Below are 15,899 nucleotides of genomic sequence, written 5' to 3'. Positions count from 1 at the left end.
GTTCTATCGATTCCGTTATGACTCGAGCGGGTCCTCCAACGCCGCTTCGATTGTGTCGTCTCCGGAGAGCACCTCGAAGGTACGGCCCTTGGTGCGTTCTGCGGTGAGTGCGGTGACCAACGTCTGGGCCACGTCTTCCCGCGGAACGTCCCCGTCAGTCCGCTCGAGTTCGGTACTCGTCCGAATACGACCGGTTCCGTTCTCGTTGGTGAGTTCACCGGGGCGAACGATGGTGTACGTCAGGTCGCTCTCTCGGAGCCGCTCGTCGGCTTCAGCCTTCGCGTTTAGATAGTCTCGGAGCGCCTCGGGGGCCTCCTCCGGCGTGTCAGCGCTAATGGAACTGAGCATGACAAACCGCTCGACACCCTGATCCTCGGCGGCTTCCATGAGGGTTATCGCGCCGTCGCGGTCGACGTCCCAGACGGCGTCGCCGCCGGATCCGGCGGCGAACACGACGGCGTCACAGCCCTCCACGGCGTGGGAAACCTCCTCCGTCAGGTCCGCAACAACGGGCTCAGCGCCGAGTTCCTCGATCGCTTCGATCTGATCCTCGCTTCTGATCATGCCTCGCACGTCGTGATCGCTTTCGGCTAAGATGCTCGTGACGTGCTGTCCGACCTGTCCGTGGGCTCCCGCAACGAGTACGTGCATACACTGCTCTCCGGTATCGCCACTGGAATAGCTTTTTGACGACGACGGTTACCTACCAGTTTGCCAGTTTGTCCATCCGACGACGGTAGTTCCGTTTCCCGCGCCCCTACCCGAGGTGTGACTCGAGCAACCGTTCGACGTACTTCGCGAGGACGTCGACCTCGAGGTGGACCGGATCGCCGGACGATTTCTCGGAGAGGGCGGTCTGATCGTACGTCGTCGGGATAATCGCGACCGTCACGTTCCCGTCTTCGGTTAGCTCTGCGACCGTGAGGCTGATTCCGTCGAGGGTGATCGACCCCTTCTCGACGACGTAGCGGTCGTAGCCCTCGGGGAGGGCGAACTCGAAGTACCAGTCCTCGCCGACGGATTCGACGGCCTCGACAGTCGCCACGGCGTCGACGTGACCCTGCACGACGTGGCCGTCGAAACGTCCGTCGGCGGGCATCGCCCGCTCGAGGTTAACGACATCGCCCTCATCAAGTTCGCTGAGATAGGTGCGGTCAACCGTCTCGCTCGCCAGAAAGACTTCGAACCACGACCTGTCCTCGAAGCGTTCGACCGTGAGACAGGCCCCGCTGACGCTGATGCTCTGGCCGTGCTCGAGCCCCGTAGCAACCGTATCGGCCGCGATTCGGAACCGAAGCCCGTCCTCGGTCTGCTCGCGCGAGACGATTTCGCCGGTCTCCTCGACGATTCCCGTGAACATGATCTACTCTCGCCCGAAGATGGCAGGCGACGAGCCAAAGCCGTTCCGGGTTGACCGACGTCGGCGTCTTTTTGGGGCTGTCGTTCGTAGCCCGACCCAATGGCCGGCATCATCGACACGTTCAAGCTCGCGGGCGTGCTCATCCTCGCGATTCCCGCCGCCCTCGCGGGACTCGAGTTCCTCTTCGTTCGGGGTGACCCGTTCGTCGGCGGGACGTTACTCGTTCTCTCGGCTGGGTTGGTTCTCATCCAGCGTCGGCTCACGATGCCCTCCGACGTTCCCTCCGCGGTCGCCAAACGCGTCGCCGGCTCGGTCACGAGCGAGCCCGATCCCGAGCACGAGGAGTCGGTCGAGAGAGACTGATTTGGGCGAAGAACCGGCGGATAGAGAACGCGCTCGTTACGACAACTCTGTGAGAATCTCCGCTTCGAACGTCTCGAGCGCCCGCTCTCGATCCTCGCCGCCGAGTCCGACGATAACGTGATCGACGCCCATTCGCTCGAGATCCCGAAAGTACTCACGGAACCACTCGGGCTCGGCGCACATTCCCTGATGGATCGGCGTGGGTTCGGCACCCGATTCACCGGCAAATTCGACGCCCATCGCCATGGAGAACGGCTTCTCGCCCGCCTGCTCGCGCCAATCGGTAAGAAAGCTCTCGAGGGTCGACTCCGGGAGATGATAGAACAGCCAGCCGTCGCCGTTCTCCGCGATCCACTCGAGATCCTGGCGAGCGTGACCCGTCGGGAGCAACGGAAGCGTCTCGGTGGTCGGCTTCGGGACGAGTTCGAGTTCGCCCGAAAGCGTTCCCCACCGGCTCTCGAGTTCGGGTGCCGGCTCGGACCAGACAGTTCGGAGAATCTTGACGGCGTCCCGAAAAAGGGCACCGCGACTCGAGGGGTCGACGTCGAAAGCGGGAAACTCCGGATCCCTGTCACCGGTCGCGACGCCGAGGACGAGTCGGCCGTCCGAGAGCCGATCGATACTCGCCGCCGCCTTGGCGACGTGGAGCGGATGGCGAAGTGAGAGGACGATACTGGCCGTTCCCAGGGCGATTTCGTCGGTGTGGGCGGCGATGTGTGAGAGCCAGGTCCACGGATCGAACGTCTGTCCGGCGTCGCCGAATTTCGGCCAGTACGTCGGCACGTCGCGACACCAGAGCGCGTCGAAGCCCAGCGACTCGGCTCGGCGGGCGAGGCGCATCTCTTCGGCGACGTTCGGCCTCGAGCGGCTCGAGTCCGTGAGCGGAAAGCTCAGCCCGAACGAGAGTCCCTCGTCCTCAAACAGTCGCCGGTAACCTGCGTTTTCGTATCCAGGCATTCGGTTACCGGAAGTAGTGCTCTACGTCGTATATCTTCTCTGGCGTTGGATCAGCCGTAGATACGGACAACGGCTTAACGAACGCAAAGCCCGTCGACACCGATGAGCGACTGCGGGACAGCGTTCGACAACAAAAAAGGAAGAGAAAACCGCAAAACCACGGGCTCGGAACCTCGAGTCGGTTCCGATCAGTCGTCAGCGGGCGCGGCGCCGGTTCCCTCTGCCTGTTCTTTCGTCCAGGAGAGCTTGCCACCGGCTGCGAGAATGTCGCGTTCGCGCTGGGAGGCGTCGAGCGTCGCCGTGACTTCGTAATCGCCGTTGACGCGGACGGTGAACTCCTCCTGTCCGTTCGCGACTGCGTCGTAGACATCGTCGACGACTTCGATATCGTCGCCCTGATCGATGTTCTCGTAGGTTTCCTCGTCGATCGTCAGCGGGACGATACCGAAGTTAAAGAGGTTCGCGCGGTGGATCCGTGCGAAGCTCTGTGCGAGGACGCCCTCGATGCCGAGGTACATCGGACAGAGTGCCGCGTGTTCTCGCGAGGATCCCTGTCCGTAGTTCTCGCCGGCGACGAGGAAGCCGCCGTCGGCGTCGAGTGCGCGTTCCGCGAAGGTCTCGTCGACACGCGAGAGCGTGAACTCCGAGAGCTTCGGCACGTTCGACCGGTACATCAGGATATCCTGCGTCGCAGGGATGATGTGGTCGGTCGTGATGTTGTCTTCCATCTTCAGGAGCGCTTCGCCGGAGACGTCCGAGCCGAGCTGGTCTCGGATCGGGACGTCGCCGATGTTCGGTCCTTTGATGAGTTCGTCGTCGACCGCCTCGTCGGGTGCGATGAGGTCGGTCTTGGAGCCGTCGTACTCGTCGGGGAGTTCGACGCCCGGTGCCTCGAGATCGTCGAGTTCGTCCTCGAGGTCCCGTGGGTCGACGATTTCGCCGGCGATCGCGGCGGCGGCGGCGACTTCCGGTGAGCAGAGGAAGACGTTGTCGTCTTCGATACCGGAGCGACCCTCGAAGTTGCGGTTGAAGGTTCGCATGGAGACCGAATCGGAGGCCGGCACGTGGCCGATCCCGATACAGGCACCACAGGTCGCCTCGGAGAAGTTGACGCCGGCGGCCATCATCTCGGCAACCCAGCCCTGACGGGCGAGCATCTCTGAGGCCTGCTTGGAACCGGGTGCGACGATCGTTTCGGTTTCCATCGAGACCTCGCGGCCTTCGAGCATCTTGGCGACGGGGAGGATGTCCTCGTAGCCACCGTTGGTACAAGAGCCGACGATAACCTGTTCGACGTCCTGACCCGTGACTTCGCTGACGGGGACGACCTTGTCGGGCATCGAGGGCTGGGCGACCAGCGGCTCGAGGTCCGAAAGATCGACGACGATCTCGTCGTCGTACTCGGCGTCGTCGTCGGGCTGAAGCTCGACGTACTCCTCTTCGCGGTCGAGCCGTTCGAGGTAGTCCTCGGTCTGGTGGTCGGTTGGGAAGATCGACGTCGTCGCGCCGAGTTCCGTTCCCATGTTGGTGATCGTCATCCGCTCTGGGGCGGTGAGCGTCTCGACGCCAGGGCCGGTGTACTCGAGAATCTTGCCGACGCCGCCTTTGACGGTGAGACGACGGAGCATCTCGAGGATGACGTCCTTTGCGGTCGCCCACTCTGGAAGCTCGCCTTCGAGGCGAACGTTGACGACTTCGGGCATCTCGACGTAGTATGGTGCACCGCCCATCGCGACGGTGATGTCGATTCCACCCGCGCCGATCGCGAGCTGGCCGAGCCCGCCGGGCGTCGGGGTGTGGCTGTCGGAACCGAGCAGCGTCTTGCCGGGCGCTGCAAAGTTCTCGCGGTGAACGTTGTGACAGATACCGTTTCCGGGTCGGGAGAAATGAGCGCCGAATGTACCGGCCGCAGAACGCAGGAAGCGGTGATCGTCCGTATTCTTAAAGTCGAACTGGTACGTCTGGTGGTCGCAGTACTGGGCGGCGATTTCGGTCTGGACTTCGTCCAGTCCCATCGCTTCGAACTGCAGCCAGACCATCGTACCGGTCGTGTCCTGTGTAAGTACCTGATCGATCTCGATGCCGATCTCCTCGCCAGTTTCGAGTTCGCCCTCGACGAGGTGATCCTCGAGAATCTTTTCGGTGAGAGTCTGTCCCATAGCGTCCGAATCTCGGCTTTCCGTCCTGATAAATCCAGCGTGTTTCCGTCCGGGTCGACCATGCTAGTTCCTGAAAAATCGGTATCAATGGAGCAAATGTTGCGCCGGAAGTACACGGATGTACACACTCGAAATCAGCAGGCCTACGCGAATAGTGAACATACCAATATCAGGAGAACGGGTCCAGTAGTACCGTGAGAATGTGACACCACCGCGAATCGGACGGAACGCGATACGTTTTTCCCGGTTCCGATCCGTTTTCGAGGATATGTTCCGTTCCGGTGCCTTCGTCGCCGACTACGTTTCGCCGGCGACTGACGAGCAGATTCAACCTAACGGTGTCGATCTCACCCTCGAGATCGTCTTCGAGCAACTCGAGCCAGGCCGTATCACGAAAGATGGAAAGTCCGTCGGCGAGCGCGTCGCCCGACCCCTCGAGGAACTCGAGGAGAAGATGCCCCAGACGTATTACCTCCCGGAGGGGGCCTACGTGGCTCGCTACGGCGAACAGATCGAGATTCCGGAGGGCCATATCGGGTTCGTCTACCCGCGCTCCTCGCTCATGCGCAACTCCTGTATGCTCAACACGGCTGTCTGGGATGCCGGCTACGAGGGTCGTGGCGAGGGACTGCTGCAGGTCCACCACGATATCGAAATCCAGCGCGGTGCCCGGATCGCCCAGCTCGTTCTGGTCGAGGCCGATCACGAGGACTTCTACGACGGGAGTTATCAGGGGGAGAACCTCGAGGGGTAGCGACGATACCTCGCGCCGAGCGATCCGTTCTGCACGTTTGACGCCGCCTAATTCTCAGCGGTTGTATCCATTAGTTGTGAGGGCAGAGGATCGAAATAAGTAGTTAGACAGACGAGATCGGACGGTACCGAGCCCGTGTAGGTAGTACTCTGTCTGCTTTTATTATAGATTTGAGAGAGAGTCTACCCTTATTAGCGGTGAGAATAAGAGGGAGATGTGAGACGAAGACACGTGCTAACCGCAGCTAGCTTCCCAGTAGTAGGTGGGTGCATCTCTTCGGACAGCGAGATACAACTTGGCGGGGTTCGAGTAGAAAATTTTCACGATGAGGAGATGACTGTTGAGATCCGAATAGACGAGGACGAAAAAACGATTCAGCAAACAACGATCACGGCCTCATCTGCTTCAGATTCTCCGTCAACGCAAATCGTCGACTGTGAATGGAATACTGAAGCGGAACACGAATACAGTGTTGCGGCGAGAACTGACGAGTCTGCAGAGTGGAGTGATGTCAATCTCGGCACCGATACTAGCGATACCAATTGTCAGTGGATCGGGGTGCAACTCGAAGCAGACGCTCCGTATCTGGTTGAACGGGATTGTGAGAACTATCCTGAACCCCCCTGCGAAAAAACGCTGTAGTGAGTGCGGACTCGAGGACGAGAGTCGTCCCTAGCGTTATCAGCGTCAACGACGTTCAGCCGAACGATGACCGACTCATCCGCCGATCGCGTCCGCCCTGTCGGAATCAACCACGTCGCCCTCGAGGTCGGAGACGTCGACGACGCCCTCGAGTTCTACGGCGACCTCTTCGAGTTCGAACTGCGCGGACGAGGCGACACGAGCGCCTTCATCGACATGGGCGACCAGTTCATTGCGTTGTCCGAGCACGCGACGCCGAACGCCGACGAGCACCGCCACTTCGGGCTGGTGGTCGACGATACCGAACCCCTCGAGCGGCGACTCGAGGAGTTCGACGTCGACGTACTCGATACGCGCGGACTCGAGTTCCGTGACCCGTGGGGCAATCGCGTGCAGGTCGTCGATTACGAGGAGATCCAGTTCACGAAGGCCGAGTCCGTTCGCGAGGGGATGGGCATCGACCACCTCGAGAAGACCGAGGGGGCACTCGAGGAGTTAGCCGAGAAGGGGATAGCTCCCGAGGACAGCGAATGATGGCTAGTTGAGCGCGATTCGCGTACAGTTTTCCCGCTCGCCCGCGTACTGAGGCGTATGATGGCGACGACGCACGTGTTCGCGGGCCTCGCAGTCGTCGTCCCCGTCGCTTACGCCGTTCCCGAACTCGCGACCCCGCTCGCAATCGGGGCGATCTGTGGCGGACTGGTCCCCGATTTCGACCTCGTTCTCGAGCACCGGCGAACGCTTCACGCGCCCGTGCTGGGGAGCGTCGCCGCGGTCGGCTTCGTCGCCCTCGCTCTGCTCGTTCCCACGGCCGCGACCGCCGCACTCGCCTCGTTCGCCGTCGCCGCGTGGCTCCACGCGATGAGCGACGCGCTGGGCGGCGGCCCCGAGATGGACCCGTGGAACGATCGCAGCGATCGAGCGGTGTACGATCACCTCCGCTCCCGATGGATCCGTCCGCGGCGGTGGGTCAGATACGACGGCGCGCCCGAGGACGCCGCGCTCGCTATCGCGCTCGCGGTGCCGGGCCTGCTCGTCTTCGACGGTTGGATCAGCGCCGCCATCGTCGGCGGCCTCGTCCTTTCGGTCGGCTACGCGCTGGTTCGCCGACGGATCGTGGAGTGGACGCCCGAGTGGCTCGAGTGACGATCGCTTTAGTGACAGCGGATCGAATTGCGTTCGATCGAGCACCGCACGCCCGGCGAGACTTTTTATATCAAAACGAGGCCAGCACTCGCATGGTCGACGACTGTTCGAGCCGGAGTGAACCGCCGGAAAACGGAACGACTCGTCCCGACGCGGAGACGACCGAGGACGACGGGCGAACGCCGTCGGACGAACTCGAGGGCGACTGGCCGCATTCGGTTGCGGCATTACGGAGTCACGTCCTGTGATACCGACGACGATCGGTCTCGGCGCGTCGTCAGTAAGTTCGCTCCTCGGGGATCACGCCCCGCACGCCGCCCGTCGGGTCCTCCATATCGCCCTCGTACCGAGGGATGATATGCCAGTGGAGGTGCGGGATCGTCTGCCCGGCCGCCGATCCGTTGTTGATCCCGACGTTGGTCGAGTCCGGTTCGTACCGCCGATTCACCTCGGCTAGCGCCTCTCGCAGGAACTCGTAGAGTTTCGGATCTTCGAGGTCCTCCATGTAACGAACGTGCGTTTTCGGGGCGACGAGCGCGTGACCCTCGTTCACGGGATAGGCGTCGAGAAAACAGCAGTAGTCCGCCGATTCGAGAAGCACGTCCGATTCTCGTTCGCCGCGAACGATCTCGCAAAACGGACACTCGTCGGATTCGGTCATCGAGAGCAGAGTCGGCGCCGGCCGATATAATTGTTTTCCGTCGGACGGTCGAGCCCTCGACATCAATCAGGAAGTCGTTAGTCTCCGTCGGTCTCGAACCGCGAGTCCCGGCGATCGTCCCCCTGCAGGTGAATCGGCGGAAGACGGCGAATCGCCCGGATCACCGGCTCCTCGAGCGAGGTAACGATCGTTCGGTAGCCGATGATCGTAAAGCCGGCGACGATGACCGCGAACCCGGCGACGGCCAGTCCCGAGAGCTGTTCGCCGAGGAAGAGCCAGCCCCCGAGCGTCGCGAAGACCGGGCTGGCGTAGAAGGTGAGACTCGAGCGGATCGCGCCGACCTCGTCGATGAGTTCGAAGTAGGCGATGTAGGCGATGGCACCGGCGAAGACGCTCACGTAGACGAGCGCGACGATCGCACCGGTCGTCCACTCGATTGCGCCGACGGACTCGCCTGCACCGAAGCTCATCGCGTGGAGCATCAGCGCGCTCACCGGGAGCGCCCAGGCGGTCCGGACGGTACTCGAGGTCGTCACGTCCGCGCGGCGGATCAGGACGGCACCGAGCGCGCCACTAATCGCACCGAAGAGGACGATCGCGGTGCCGCCGTTTGCGGCTCCGAGGAGGTTCCCCGGCTCAATGCCGATCACCATCGCAACGCCGACCAGTCCGACGGCGGTGCCGACAGCACCTGTCGCCGTCAGGCGCTCGTCGGTGAGCAACACGCCGGCGAGCAACGGCGAAAAGATCGGAACGAGGCTGAAGACGATCGAACCGACCGCGCTCGTGACGTAACCCTGACCGACGAACAGGAGCCCGTTCGCCAGTCCGATGGCGAAGACGCCGGCGGCGAGGATGCCGGCGATATCGCCTCGAGTTGTAGGGACGAGATCCTCGCGAGGCGTCGTCAAGACGGCGTAGCCGATCAGCAGGACCGCAGCGATGTCGAAGCGAAGCGCGACGAACAAAAGCGGTGGAATAAATTCCTGTCCGGCTCTGGCCGCGACGAAGGTCCCGCCGAAGAAGACGCTCGCGAGGGCGAATAGAACGAGGGTTCGGACTCGAGACACGTTAGTTCGACACCTCCGTGGCGTCTCGTTCGAACCGACCGAATGTCAGCAGTTCCGTAATCATCTCGTATGAGAACAGAAGGGCGTGAGCCACATAAATTATTTCAGTAAAAATTACACGGTAAGAAACTTCGTGATGCCGTGTGATTCTTTCGGGCTCCGTAACTATTCACGGGGTGAAATCCGTTCACGGCCCGAAACACACTTTTCGGAACGGTTCGAACGACGGGTATGGACCTCGCACTCGAGGAGATCGAGTTTCTCGCGCTCTCTCCGAACCGAGTCGCGGTGTTGAACGCGTTACGCGAGTCGTCCTCGACACGACGTGAACTCGAGGAGGCGACGGGTGCTTCACAGCCGACGCTCGGGCGAATCCTTCGGGATTTTGACGAACGTAACTGGATCACCCGAACGAGCGACGGCTACGACGTAACGGCGACGGGACGGCTCATCGCGGCCGGGTTTACGGATCTTCGGAAGATCGTCGAGACGGAGCTTACGCTCCGAGACATCGTCGAATGGCTGCCGACCGACGAGATGGCGTTCGATCTCCTCGCGCTTCGGGACGCGACGATCACAACGCCCTCACAGACGAGGCCGGGCGCGCCCGTTGGACGAGTGACCGAGACGATTCGAGGTGCGAACCGCGTTCGGATCGTCTCCTACGCGTTTAACGAGCGAAGTCTCGAGACGGTATGTCGAAACGTGCTCGAGGACGACCAGACCTTCGAGGGCGTGTTTTCGGCGACGGCGATCGACGCGCTCGCTGACGACTCGACGCTCCGAGAGCGGCTTCGAGAGTTACTCGAGGCCGATCGAGCCGAGATTCGGGTCTTCGACGGCGACGTTCCTCACGCCGTGACCGTCGCCGACGACGTAGTGAGCCTGATGATTCGCGACGACGACGGCGTGTTGCAGGCGGCGCTCGACACCGACAATCAGCACGTCCGCATGTGGGGCGAAGACCTCCACGAGCGGTACTGGGAGGAATCTGACCCGCTCGAGGCAGACGCGCTCGAGGAGTAATCGATCCGAAAGGAGAGCTACGGCAATTCGAAGATTTCGCGATACAGTCCGTTCGCGAGCGTCTCGAGGTCGCTTTCGGCTTCGCCTGCTGACATCGAGTCGCTGATTCCATCCCACTCGATCGACAGCCGAGACATCGGAGCGAGTGCGAGACCGCCCACGGTCACGTCGCCGTCGGGAGTATGGAGCGTCCACTGCGTTCGCATCCCGCTCGAGGAGCGGGTAACCCGTTCGATCGCGACCCCCTTCTGGCTCCAACGCTCGGCGAGACCGTCGGTGATCCGACGGAGTTTTCGCTCGCCAAGAACGTGGCCGACGACGCCGATAACTGTGAGCGTCGCGAACGCGACGCCCGCCATCGGAAGGCCGCCGTAGGGGACGTTCACCGAGGCGGCGAGTCCGGCGAGGGTCACGACGAGTCCGAGCACTCTGGCGTCGAACGCGCTCGGAATCGTATCGGTCCAATCGGTGTCTGTTCCGGTTTCGGTCGCTGATTGCTCGAGTTGCATGGAGAGCTGTTACGTGGTGATTTCGAGACGCGACCCAAAGCGGTTAGCCTGTCTCAGTTGACGCTTTAAGACGGAGCTTGCAGTAGCCGGGAAAGGTCCACTATTCGTCCTCGAGGAGCGCGTCGTCACCGTGGGTCGAGCGGAGCGACTCGAGGTGTTCGCGCTGTTGCTCGAGTCGCGGCGTCGGCTCGTCGTAGGTGTACTCGAACATCGCTCGAGGATCCGCCTCGTAGTCTTCCGCCTGCTCGAGGAGCTCCGCGAGGGTCTCCTCGACGTCGGCTTCGACGGCCTCGATGTGACCGTTGTCGATGAGCCCCTGATTCCGGAGGTAGAGTTCGAACCGGTCGATCGGGTCCCGCTCGCGCCACTGCTTGACCTCCTCGTCGTCCCGGTAGACGCTCGGGTCATCCGCGGTCGTGTGTGCGCCGAAGCGATACTGGACCGCCTCGATGAGTGTCGGTCGCAACTGCTCGCTCGAGTCGTCATCGTCTTCGGCTCCCCGTCCGTCTGGCGCGTCGGAGGGCGAGCCGAGCGCTTTCTCTCGAGCGGCCTTCGTCACGACGTAGGTCGCGAGCGGATCCATTCCGTCGACCTGCACCCCGTCGAAGCCGTAGGCGTTGGCCTTCTGAGCGATCGTCTTCGAGGCCGTCTGGCGCTCTCGAGGGACCGAAATCGCCCACTGATTGTTGTGACACAGGAAGACGGTCGGCGTGTCGAAGACGCCCGCGAAGTTCATCGCTTCGTGGAAGTCGCCCTCGGAGGTCGACCCGTCGCCGAAGTGGACAACTCCGACGCGTTCGTCACCCTTGAGTTTGGCCGCCCAGGACCAGCCGACGGCGTGGGGGATGTGCCCCGCGATAGAGATGTTCAGCGGGAAGACGTTCACGTCGGTCAGCGCGGCGTTGCCGTCCTCGTGACCCATCCAGTACAGCAGGTACTCCCAGGGGAGGTCCCGCGAGACGATCGCTCCGTGCTCGCGGTACTGAAAGGAGAGCATGTCCTCGTCGGAGAGCGCGTACGTCGACCCGATCTGAGAGCCCTCCTGTCCCGCGAGCGAGGCGTAGGTCCCCAGCCGACCCTGTCGCTGCAGGCTGATCATCCGCTCGTCAAAGCGCCGGCAGAACTTCATATCCCGGTACATCGAGTAGAGCGTCTCCGCCTCGAGATCGGGCACGAGATCCGGCGCGACCACGTCACCGGTCGGGTCGAGAATCTGCACACGGTCGTCGGGGTCCCGATCGAGCACGTCGCGTGACATCTGATACTCCCACGGTGGCAGTGAACCACCTTAAAATCGAGTGACGAACGGTGACCGTCAGAGAGACCGACCGGTCGAACAGAAGCGTCGTCGACCGGTCCACGAGAGCGAGTCGGGCTACTCGGTGAGAGAACCCACTCGATCGGGTTCGAAACCCGGAGTCGATTTTATAGTTGCAGAAACCGAACCGTACGGCATGTATCAGGTTCTGGTGCCTGTCGATACGGACGAAGACCGCGCTCGAGCGCAGGCGCAGTACGTCGCTTCGCTTCCACATGAAACGGACGACATCGAAGCGACCCTCCTGTTCGTCTTCGGTGACGACGACGAGATTCCCGAGGAGTACAGCCAGTACAAGACCGCGACTCGAGTCGCGTCGGTGCGTCGAGCGAAAGAGATCCTCGAGAAAGCGGATATCGAGACCGTGATTGCAGAGGATAGCGGCGACGCGGCCGAAGACATCCTCATCGAAGCCGACGACCGGGACGTCGACCTGATCGTCCTCGGCGGCAGAAAGCGTTCCCCGGTCGGCAAAGCGGTCTTCGGGAGCGTGACCCAGTCGACGATCCTCAACACGGAACGGCCGGTCGTCGTCACCGGCGGCGGGTAGCGTTCGGCTCATCTGATGGGAGTTTCAACTCCTCGAGTGTGCCGTTCTCCCGTCGGGGCGAGTACAGAAACCCGAACATGCGGAAGGGACTACAGGTATACGGATGGCACCCGTAGGCCGAACACGAACGATGACCGACGAACCCGAGATCACCGCGACGCCGCCGAAGAGTCCGATCAGCGTCACCGGAACCGACCACATCACGCTCATCGGAAGTAACGAGGAAGACACCATCGAATACTACCGCGACCTGCTCGGTATGCCGCTGGTGCTTAGACAACCGAACCTGGACGATCCGAACTCCACGCACCTGTTTTTCGACACGGGCGACGGGCGAATCCTCACCTTCTTCGTGACCGACGACCGGCAGTCAGATCACCGACCGCTTCGCAATCAGGTCGGCTCGGTCCACCACCTTTCCTTTTCTATCGACGCCGAAGAGTTCGTCGAGATCCGCGACGCGCTCGAGGAGTCCCGGTACGGTTACAACGAGTTCGATCGGGGTATCTTCCACTCGCTGTACACGCGGGATCACAACGGCCTCACGATCGAACTCTCGGCCGACAAGTACGACATCCCGGACGACCGCCGCGCCGAAGTGCTCGCGACGACCCAGCGCATCCGCGAGGAAGACGGCTCGGAGTTCGCCGAAGACGAGCATCTCGCCGCCGCGCTCGAGGAACTCGGCCTCGACGCCGAGCCGGCTGACCTGCCGGACGCGCCAACTGGCGCGGGAATCTGAGTCGTCCCCTCGCGTCCTCATCATCACCACTGACAGCGGAGACAATTCTCCACTAGGTTGAAGTTTTATAGTCCTGCTGAGCAATAGTATATCATGGCACTCGAGAAGCCGGATCTATCCGGACAGACGGCGTTCATCACTGGAACGACCCGAGGAATCGGCAAAGCGATCGCGCTCGCACTCGCCGAGCAGGGCTGTAACATCGTCTCGACCGGGAAGACGAGCGAGGAGGACGACTACGGCGAGGACCGAGACCTCGAGGGGACGATCGAGCAAACCGCTCGAGAGGTTCGCGAGAAGGGCGTCGACGCCCTGCCGATCCAGGTGAACGTCCGTGACGAAGCCGAGGTCGAGGCCGCCGCCGAACGGGCGATCGACGAGTTCGGCGAGGTCAACATCGTCATCAACAACGCGAGCGCGATTCAGATCGCCAACGTGGAAGACCTCCCCGCAGACCGCTTCGACTTGCTGACCGACGTGAACGTGCGCGGAACGCACCTCACTTCTCGAGCCTTCCTCGAGCACCTCAAAGAGGTCGAGAATTCGTGGCTGTTGACCAATGCACCACCGGTCACCGTCGACCGAGCGCCCGGCGAGGCGCCCTACGCCTGGTCGAAACTCGGCATGACCTTCCTCACGCTCTCGCTTGCGAGCGAACTCGGAAACCACGATGTCGGCTGTAACGCCTTCTGGCCCGTCACCGCGATCGACACTCGCGCAACGCGGTACTTCGGGCTCGGCACAGAAGACGACTGGCGGACACCCGAAATCGTCTCCGATACCGTCCTCGAGATTCTCAGTCGCGACCCCGCAGAGTACACCGGCAACGCCGTCTACGACGAGGAACTGCTTCGGGAGGCCGGTCTCGAGGACTTTGCTGCATACAACCTTACTGACGGAGATCCAGCCCCGATGTCGGCCCAGATGTTCGATCCCGAGTTCAGTCGCTCGGAGTGATATCCCGTCCAGCGATCGACGGCTCGAGCCGAAGAACTCCCTCAAGTCTGGCGGTATCGGTGGGTCAGCGCCGCGACCAGTGCCCCGACACCAACCGCGCCGAACAGCAGCGGCGTCGCGGTCCCGGCCGTTTCCGCGGTCGCGCCCGCGAAGTCAAGCGCCGGAACGCCGTTGAGCGGGCCGACGTACCAGAGAAGGAGGTAGAGTAACTCGAACAGGCGTCGCGTTCGGCTCCAGAGACCCATCGCCTGTGCGAGCGATGGAACGAAGACGACCGCGCCGAGGAGCACGATGATTCCGCCGATCCCCGTCTCGAGGACAACGGGCCAGAGCGCGACGCCGAAAAACGCCGCGGTCATGATCGCACCGGCGGTCCACTCCGCGAGAAGCTGTCCGTACGGTTGTCTCGAGGAGATGATAAACGGCGTCATCCGGTGTCGAATCATGCGAACACCCATCGACGACCACAGGAAGATCGGCCACACTGCCGCGGCCGAGACGATCGCTTCGGGAGGGGCCGATCCGGTGAGTCCAATAAATCCGATCAGAAGCGCGCCGGCGTACCACCACCAGGGCTGATCGCGGACGAGCAACCGAAGCTCCTGCCCGAGGAGCCGACCGAACCCGCCGGCGGATCGGTCCGTTACCGGCGTCAAGGTCGCCTCGTTCGGACGCCGAACCGTTTCGTTCGGCTCGTCGGCCGCCGATCCCAGGGACGGAACTACTCCTCGGAAGCGATCGACTAGACCGGTTCCGCTCGAGGAACTGGCGGACGAGAATCGGTCGTACGGAACGGTCGCAGCGAGCGCGAACCCGGCGCCGAGCAGAACCAGTCCGAAGCGATTCGCGTAAAACCAGAGCGGCCACGAGTCGCCGGTCCAGTGGAACCTGACGACTTCCGCGCCGGCCGACCCTGCGCCGAAGTTCGCCACGCCCAGCCCGTCGTAGCCCGACTCGATTTCGAGAACCGCGTCGTAGGTCAGTTCGCCCAGTGCGAACAGTCCGATCGTATCGGTCATCCGGGCCCAGAGCGGGATCTCCGTCGGCGCTCGATCTCCCACCGCCGGAACCGCCGCGACCGCGAGCATCATGGCGCCGAAGAAGTACACCACGTTGCCGACCGTCCCGCGCAGTCGGTCGGTCGACTGAAACAGGAGCGTAACGCCGGCGACGAAACAGCCGATCGGAAGGCCGAGCAAGAAGACCGATCCGAGGATCCAGAGCGGGTCGGTCGAGCCGGTCCCGTGAACGAGGTGATTGAGCAGGGCGGCTGCCCCGAGCGTTCCCAGTAGGACGACGACGAGGCCGACGTGACTGAACCACTTTCCGAGTAGCAATTCTCGGTCGGTGGTCGACGTACTGCCGACGAGACGCTCGACGCCGGTCGTCCGATCGCGCTCGAGCGACCCGCTGAGGACGTAGTAGCCGGCGAGAAACAGGATCGATGCGCCGGTCACGGCGGCAGTGAGACCGATGTACGCCGATGTCGGTTCGCCGGCGTACTGGTAGAGTTGTTCGTTGCTCGAGTCCTGATAGAAGATTTCGACGGTTCCGACGTTGACCAGGTAGCCGACGTACGCAATCACGGCCAACACGACGAGCAACCGGCGGGAGCGGATTCGCTGGAGAAAGTCCGCTCGAGCGACGTGGTACACCCGTCGAGTCGACAATCCGCCCGATCGCAT

Annotated in this window: 19 protein-coding genes; 10 read left to right on the top strand and 9 right to left on the bottom strand. The window is 62.4% G+C overall.

Features of this window, described 5'->3' with window-relative positions; genetic code table 11:
* Window positions 1–15 precede the first annotated feature (15 nt).
* On the bottom strand, window positions 16–651 hold the full coding sequence (locus tag QNM96_RS09630) for an SDR family oxidoreductase (RefSeq protein WP_283835975.1): 636 nt from the start codon (window positions 649–651) through the stop codon (window positions 16–18).
* A gap of 106 nt (window positions 652–757) precedes the next feature.
* On the bottom strand, window positions 758–1,360 hold the full coding sequence (locus QNM96_RS09625; RefSeq protein ID WP_283835974.1) for a riboflavin synthase: 603 nt from the start codon (window positions 1,358–1,360) through the stop codon (window positions 758–760).
* 99 nt (window positions 1,361–1,459) lie between these two features.
* Here QNM96_RS09625 and QNM96_RS09620 point away from each other — a divergent pair, with 99 nt between their 5' ends.
* Window positions 1,460–1,723 (top strand): hypothetical protein, encoded by a 264-nt coding sequence (locus QNM96_RS09620; RefSeq protein ID WP_283835972.1) that lies wholly within the window; start codon window positions 1,460–1,462, stop codon window positions 1,721–1,723.
* A gap of 36 nt (window positions 1,724–1,759) precedes the next feature.
* Here QNM96_RS09620 and QNM96_RS09615 read toward each other — a convergent pair whose 3' ends face one another.
* Window positions 1,760–2,680: a TIGR03571 family LLM class oxidoreductase gene (locus tag QNM96_RS09615; protein WP_283835971.1), complete on the bottom strand. Its 921-nt coding sequence runs from the start codon at window positions 2,678–2,680 to the stop codon at window positions 1,760–1,762.
* Between the two features lie 188 nt (window positions 2,681–2,868).
* Window positions 2,869–4,839, bottom strand: a complete 1,971-nt coding sequence (locus tag QNM96_RS09610; RefSeq protein WP_283835970.1) for an aconitate hydratase — start codon at window positions 4,837–4,839, stop codon at window positions 2,869–2,871.
* Window positions 4,840–5,107: 268 nt separating this feature from the next.
* On the opposite strand from QNM96_RS09610, the gene QNM96_RS09605 reads away from it, so the two are divergent.
* The 5 genes from QNM96_RS09605 to QNM96_RS09585 all read left to right on the top strand — a co-directional run bounded on the left by QNM96_RS09605 (window position 5,108) and on the right by QNM96_RS09585 (window position 7,629).
* Complete coding sequence (locus QNM96_RS09605; protein WP_283835969.1) at window positions 5,108–5,593, top strand: deoxyuridine 5'-triphosphate nucleotidohydrolase; 486 nt, start codon at window positions 5,108–5,110, stop codon at window positions 5,591–5,593.
* A 216-nt stretch (window positions 5,594–5,809) separates the two neighbouring features.
* Complete coding sequence (locus tag QNM96_RS09600) at window positions 5,810–6,235, top strand: hypothetical protein (protein WP_283835968.1); 426 nt, start codon at window positions 5,810–5,812, stop codon at window positions 6,233–6,235.
* A 66-nt stretch (window positions 6,236–6,301) separates the two neighbouring features.
* Complete coding sequence (locus QNM96_RS09595) at window positions 6,302–6,769, top strand: VOC family protein (RefSeq protein WP_283835967.1); 468 nt, start codon at window positions 6,302–6,304, stop codon at window positions 6,767–6,769.
* Between the two features lie 60 nt (window positions 6,770–6,829).
* On the top strand, window positions 6,830–7,381 hold the full coding sequence (locus QNM96_RS09590; protein WP_283836367.1) for a metal-dependent hydrolase: 552 nt from the start codon (window positions 6,830–6,832) through the stop codon (window positions 7,379–7,381).
* A 92-nt stretch (window positions 7,382–7,473) separates the two neighbouring features.
* Complete coding sequence (locus tag QNM96_RS09585) at window positions 7,474–7,629, top strand: hypothetical protein (protein WP_283835966.1); 156 nt, start codon at window positions 7,474–7,476, stop codon at window positions 7,627–7,629.
* A 29-nt stretch (window positions 7,630–7,658) separates the two neighbouring features.
* Here QNM96_RS09585 and QNM96_RS09580 read toward each other — a convergent pair whose 3' ends face one another.
* Both QNM96_RS09580 and QNM96_RS09575 read right to left on the bottom strand, forming a co-directional pair.
* Window positions 7,659–8,042: an HIT family protein gene (locus QNM96_RS09580; RefSeq protein WP_283835965.1), complete on the bottom strand. Its 384-nt coding sequence runs from the start codon at window positions 8,040–8,042 to the stop codon at window positions 7,659–7,661.
* A gap of 77 nt (window positions 8,043–8,119) precedes the next feature.
* Window positions 8,120–9,112: an EamA family transporter gene (locus QNM96_RS09575; protein WP_283835962.1), complete on the bottom strand. Its 993-nt coding sequence runs from the start codon at window positions 9,110–9,112 to the stop codon at window positions 8,120–8,122.
* 231 nt (window positions 9,113–9,343) lie between these two features.
* Between QNM96_RS09575 and QNM96_RS09570 the strand changes: the two genes are divergently transcribed.
* A complete protein-coding gene (locus tag QNM96_RS09570) occupies window positions 9,344–10,138 on the top strand; it encodes a transcriptional regulator FilR1 domain-containing protein (protein ID WP_283835961.1) in 795 nt (264 codons plus the stop codon).
* Window positions 10,139–10,155: 17 nt separating this feature from the next.
* Here QNM96_RS09570 and QNM96_RS09565 read toward each other — a convergent pair whose 3' ends face one another.
* Together QNM96_RS09565 and QNM96_RS09560 are read right to left on the bottom strand one after the other, a co-directional pair.
* Complete coding sequence (locus tag QNM96_RS09565) at window positions 10,156–10,647, bottom strand: hypothetical protein (protein WP_283835960.1); 492 nt, start codon at window positions 10,645–10,647, stop codon at window positions 10,156–10,158.
* A 100-nt stretch (window positions 10,648–10,747) separates the two neighbouring features.
* The gene (locus tag QNM96_RS09560) at window positions 10,748–11,905 is read right to left on the bottom strand and encodes a thiamine pyrophosphate-dependent dehydrogenase E1 component subunit alpha (protein WP_283835959.1); all 1,158 of its coding nucleotides are present in this window, start codon (window positions 11,903–11,905) and stop codon (window positions 10,748–10,750) included.
* 196 nt (window positions 11,906–12,101) lie between these two features.
* On the opposite strand from QNM96_RS09560, the gene QNM96_RS09555 reads away from it, so the two are divergent.
* The 3 genes from QNM96_RS09555 to QNM96_RS09545 all read left to right on the top strand — a co-directional run bounded on the left by QNM96_RS09555 (window position 12,102) and on the right by QNM96_RS09545 (window position 14,214).
* Window positions 12,102–12,515 carry a universal stress protein gene (locus QNM96_RS09555; RefSeq protein ID WP_283835957.1) on the top strand — a complete coding sequence of 138 codons (414 nt, stop codon included), beginning with the start codon at window positions 12,102–12,104 and terminating at the stop codon, window positions 12,513–12,515.
* A gap of 130 nt (window positions 12,516–12,645) precedes the next feature.
* Window positions 12,646–13,257, top strand: coding sequence for a VOC family protein (locus tag QNM96_RS09550; protein WP_283835956.1), 612 nt, complete (start codon window positions 12,646–12,648; stop codon window positions 13,255–13,257).
* A 93-nt stretch (window positions 13,258–13,350) separates the two neighbouring features.
* Entirely contained in the window at window positions 13,351–14,214 is an 864-nt protein-coding gene (locus QNM96_RS09545) for an SDR family oxidoreductase (protein ID WP_283835955.1), read from the top strand.
* Window positions 14,215–14,255: 41 nt separating this feature from the next.
* On the opposite strand, the gene QNM96_RS09540 is transcribed toward QNM96_RS09545, so the two are convergent.
* A complete protein-coding gene (locus tag QNM96_RS09540) occupies window positions 14,256–15,899 on the bottom strand; it encodes a hypothetical protein (protein ID WP_283835953.1) in 1,644 nt (547 codons plus the stop codon).

This window comes from Halostagnicola sp. A-GB9-2 (assembly GCF_030068615.1).
GTDB lineage: Archaea > Halobacteriota > Halobacteria > Halobacteriales > Natrialbaceae > Halostagnicola.
The sequence above is the reverse complement of the archived record's forward strand: the minus strand, read 5'-3'. Positions and strand labels throughout refer to the sequence as shown.

Coding starts and splice junctions, on each gene's coding strand:
- QNM96_RS09585 (WP_283835966.1), top strand. CDS start 7,474: ATGGTCGACGACTGTTCGAGCCGGAGTGAACCGCCGGAAAACGGAACG.
- QNM96_RS09570 (WP_283835961.1), top strand. CDS start 9,344: ATGGACCTCGCACTCGAGGAGATCGAGTTTCTCGCGCTCTCTCCGAAC.
- QNM96_RS09605 (WP_283835969.1), top strand. CDS start 5,108: ATGTTCCGTTCCGGTGCCTTCGTCGCCGACTACGTTTCGCCGGCGACT.
- QNM96_RS09595 (WP_283835967.1), top strand. CDS start 6,302: ATGACCGACTCATCCGCCGATCGCGTCCGCCCTGTCGGAATCAACCAC.
- QNM96_RS09610 (WP_283835970.1), bottom strand. CDS start 4,839: ATGGGACAGACTCTCACCGAAAAGATTCTCGAGGATCACCTCGTCGAG.
- QNM96_RS09580 (WP_283835965.1), bottom strand. CDS start 8,042: ATGACCGAATCCGACGAGTGTCCGTTTTGCGAGATCGTTCGCGGCGAA.
- QNM96_RS09590 (WP_283836367.1), top strand. CDS start 6,830: ATGGCGACGACGCACGTGTTCGCGGGCCTCGCAGTCGTCGTCCCCGTC.
- QNM96_RS09615 (WP_283835971.1), bottom strand. CDS start 2,680: ATGCCTGGATACGAAAACGCAGGTTACCGGCGACTGTTTGAGGACGAG.
- QNM96_RS09545 (WP_283835955.1), top strand. CDS start 13,351: ATGGCACTCGAGAAGCCGGATCTATCCGGACAGACGGCGTTCATCACT.
- QNM96_RS09620 (WP_283835972.1), top strand. CDS start 1,460: ATGGCCGGCATCATCGACACGTTCAAGCTCGCGGGCGTGCTCATCCTC.
- QNM96_RS09550 (WP_283835956.1), top strand. CDS start 12,646: ATGACCGACGAACCCGAGATCACCGCGACGCCGCCGAAGAGTCCGATC.
- QNM96_RS09630 (WP_283835975.1), bottom strand. CDS start 651: ATGCACGTACTCGTTGCGGGAGCCCACGGACAGGTCGGACAGCACGTC.
- QNM96_RS09625 (WP_283835974.1), bottom strand. CDS start 1,360: ATGTTCACGGGAATCGTCGAGGAGACCGGCGAAATCGTCTCGCGCGAG.
- QNM96_RS09555 (WP_283835957.1), top strand. CDS start 12,102: ATGTATCAGGTTCTGGTGCCTGTCGATACGGACGAAGACCGCGCTCGA.
- QNM96_RS09540 (WP_283835953.1), bottom strand. CDS start 15,899: ATGCGATCGGGCGGATTGTCGACTCGACGGGTGTACCACGTCGCTCGA.
- QNM96_RS09565 (WP_283835960.1), bottom strand. CDS start 10,647: ATGCAACTCGAGCAATCAGCGACCGAAACCGGAACAGACACCGATTGG.
- QNM96_RS09560 (WP_283835959.1), bottom strand. CDS start 11,905: ATGTCACGCGACGTGCTCGATCGGGACCCCGACGACCGTGTGCAGATT.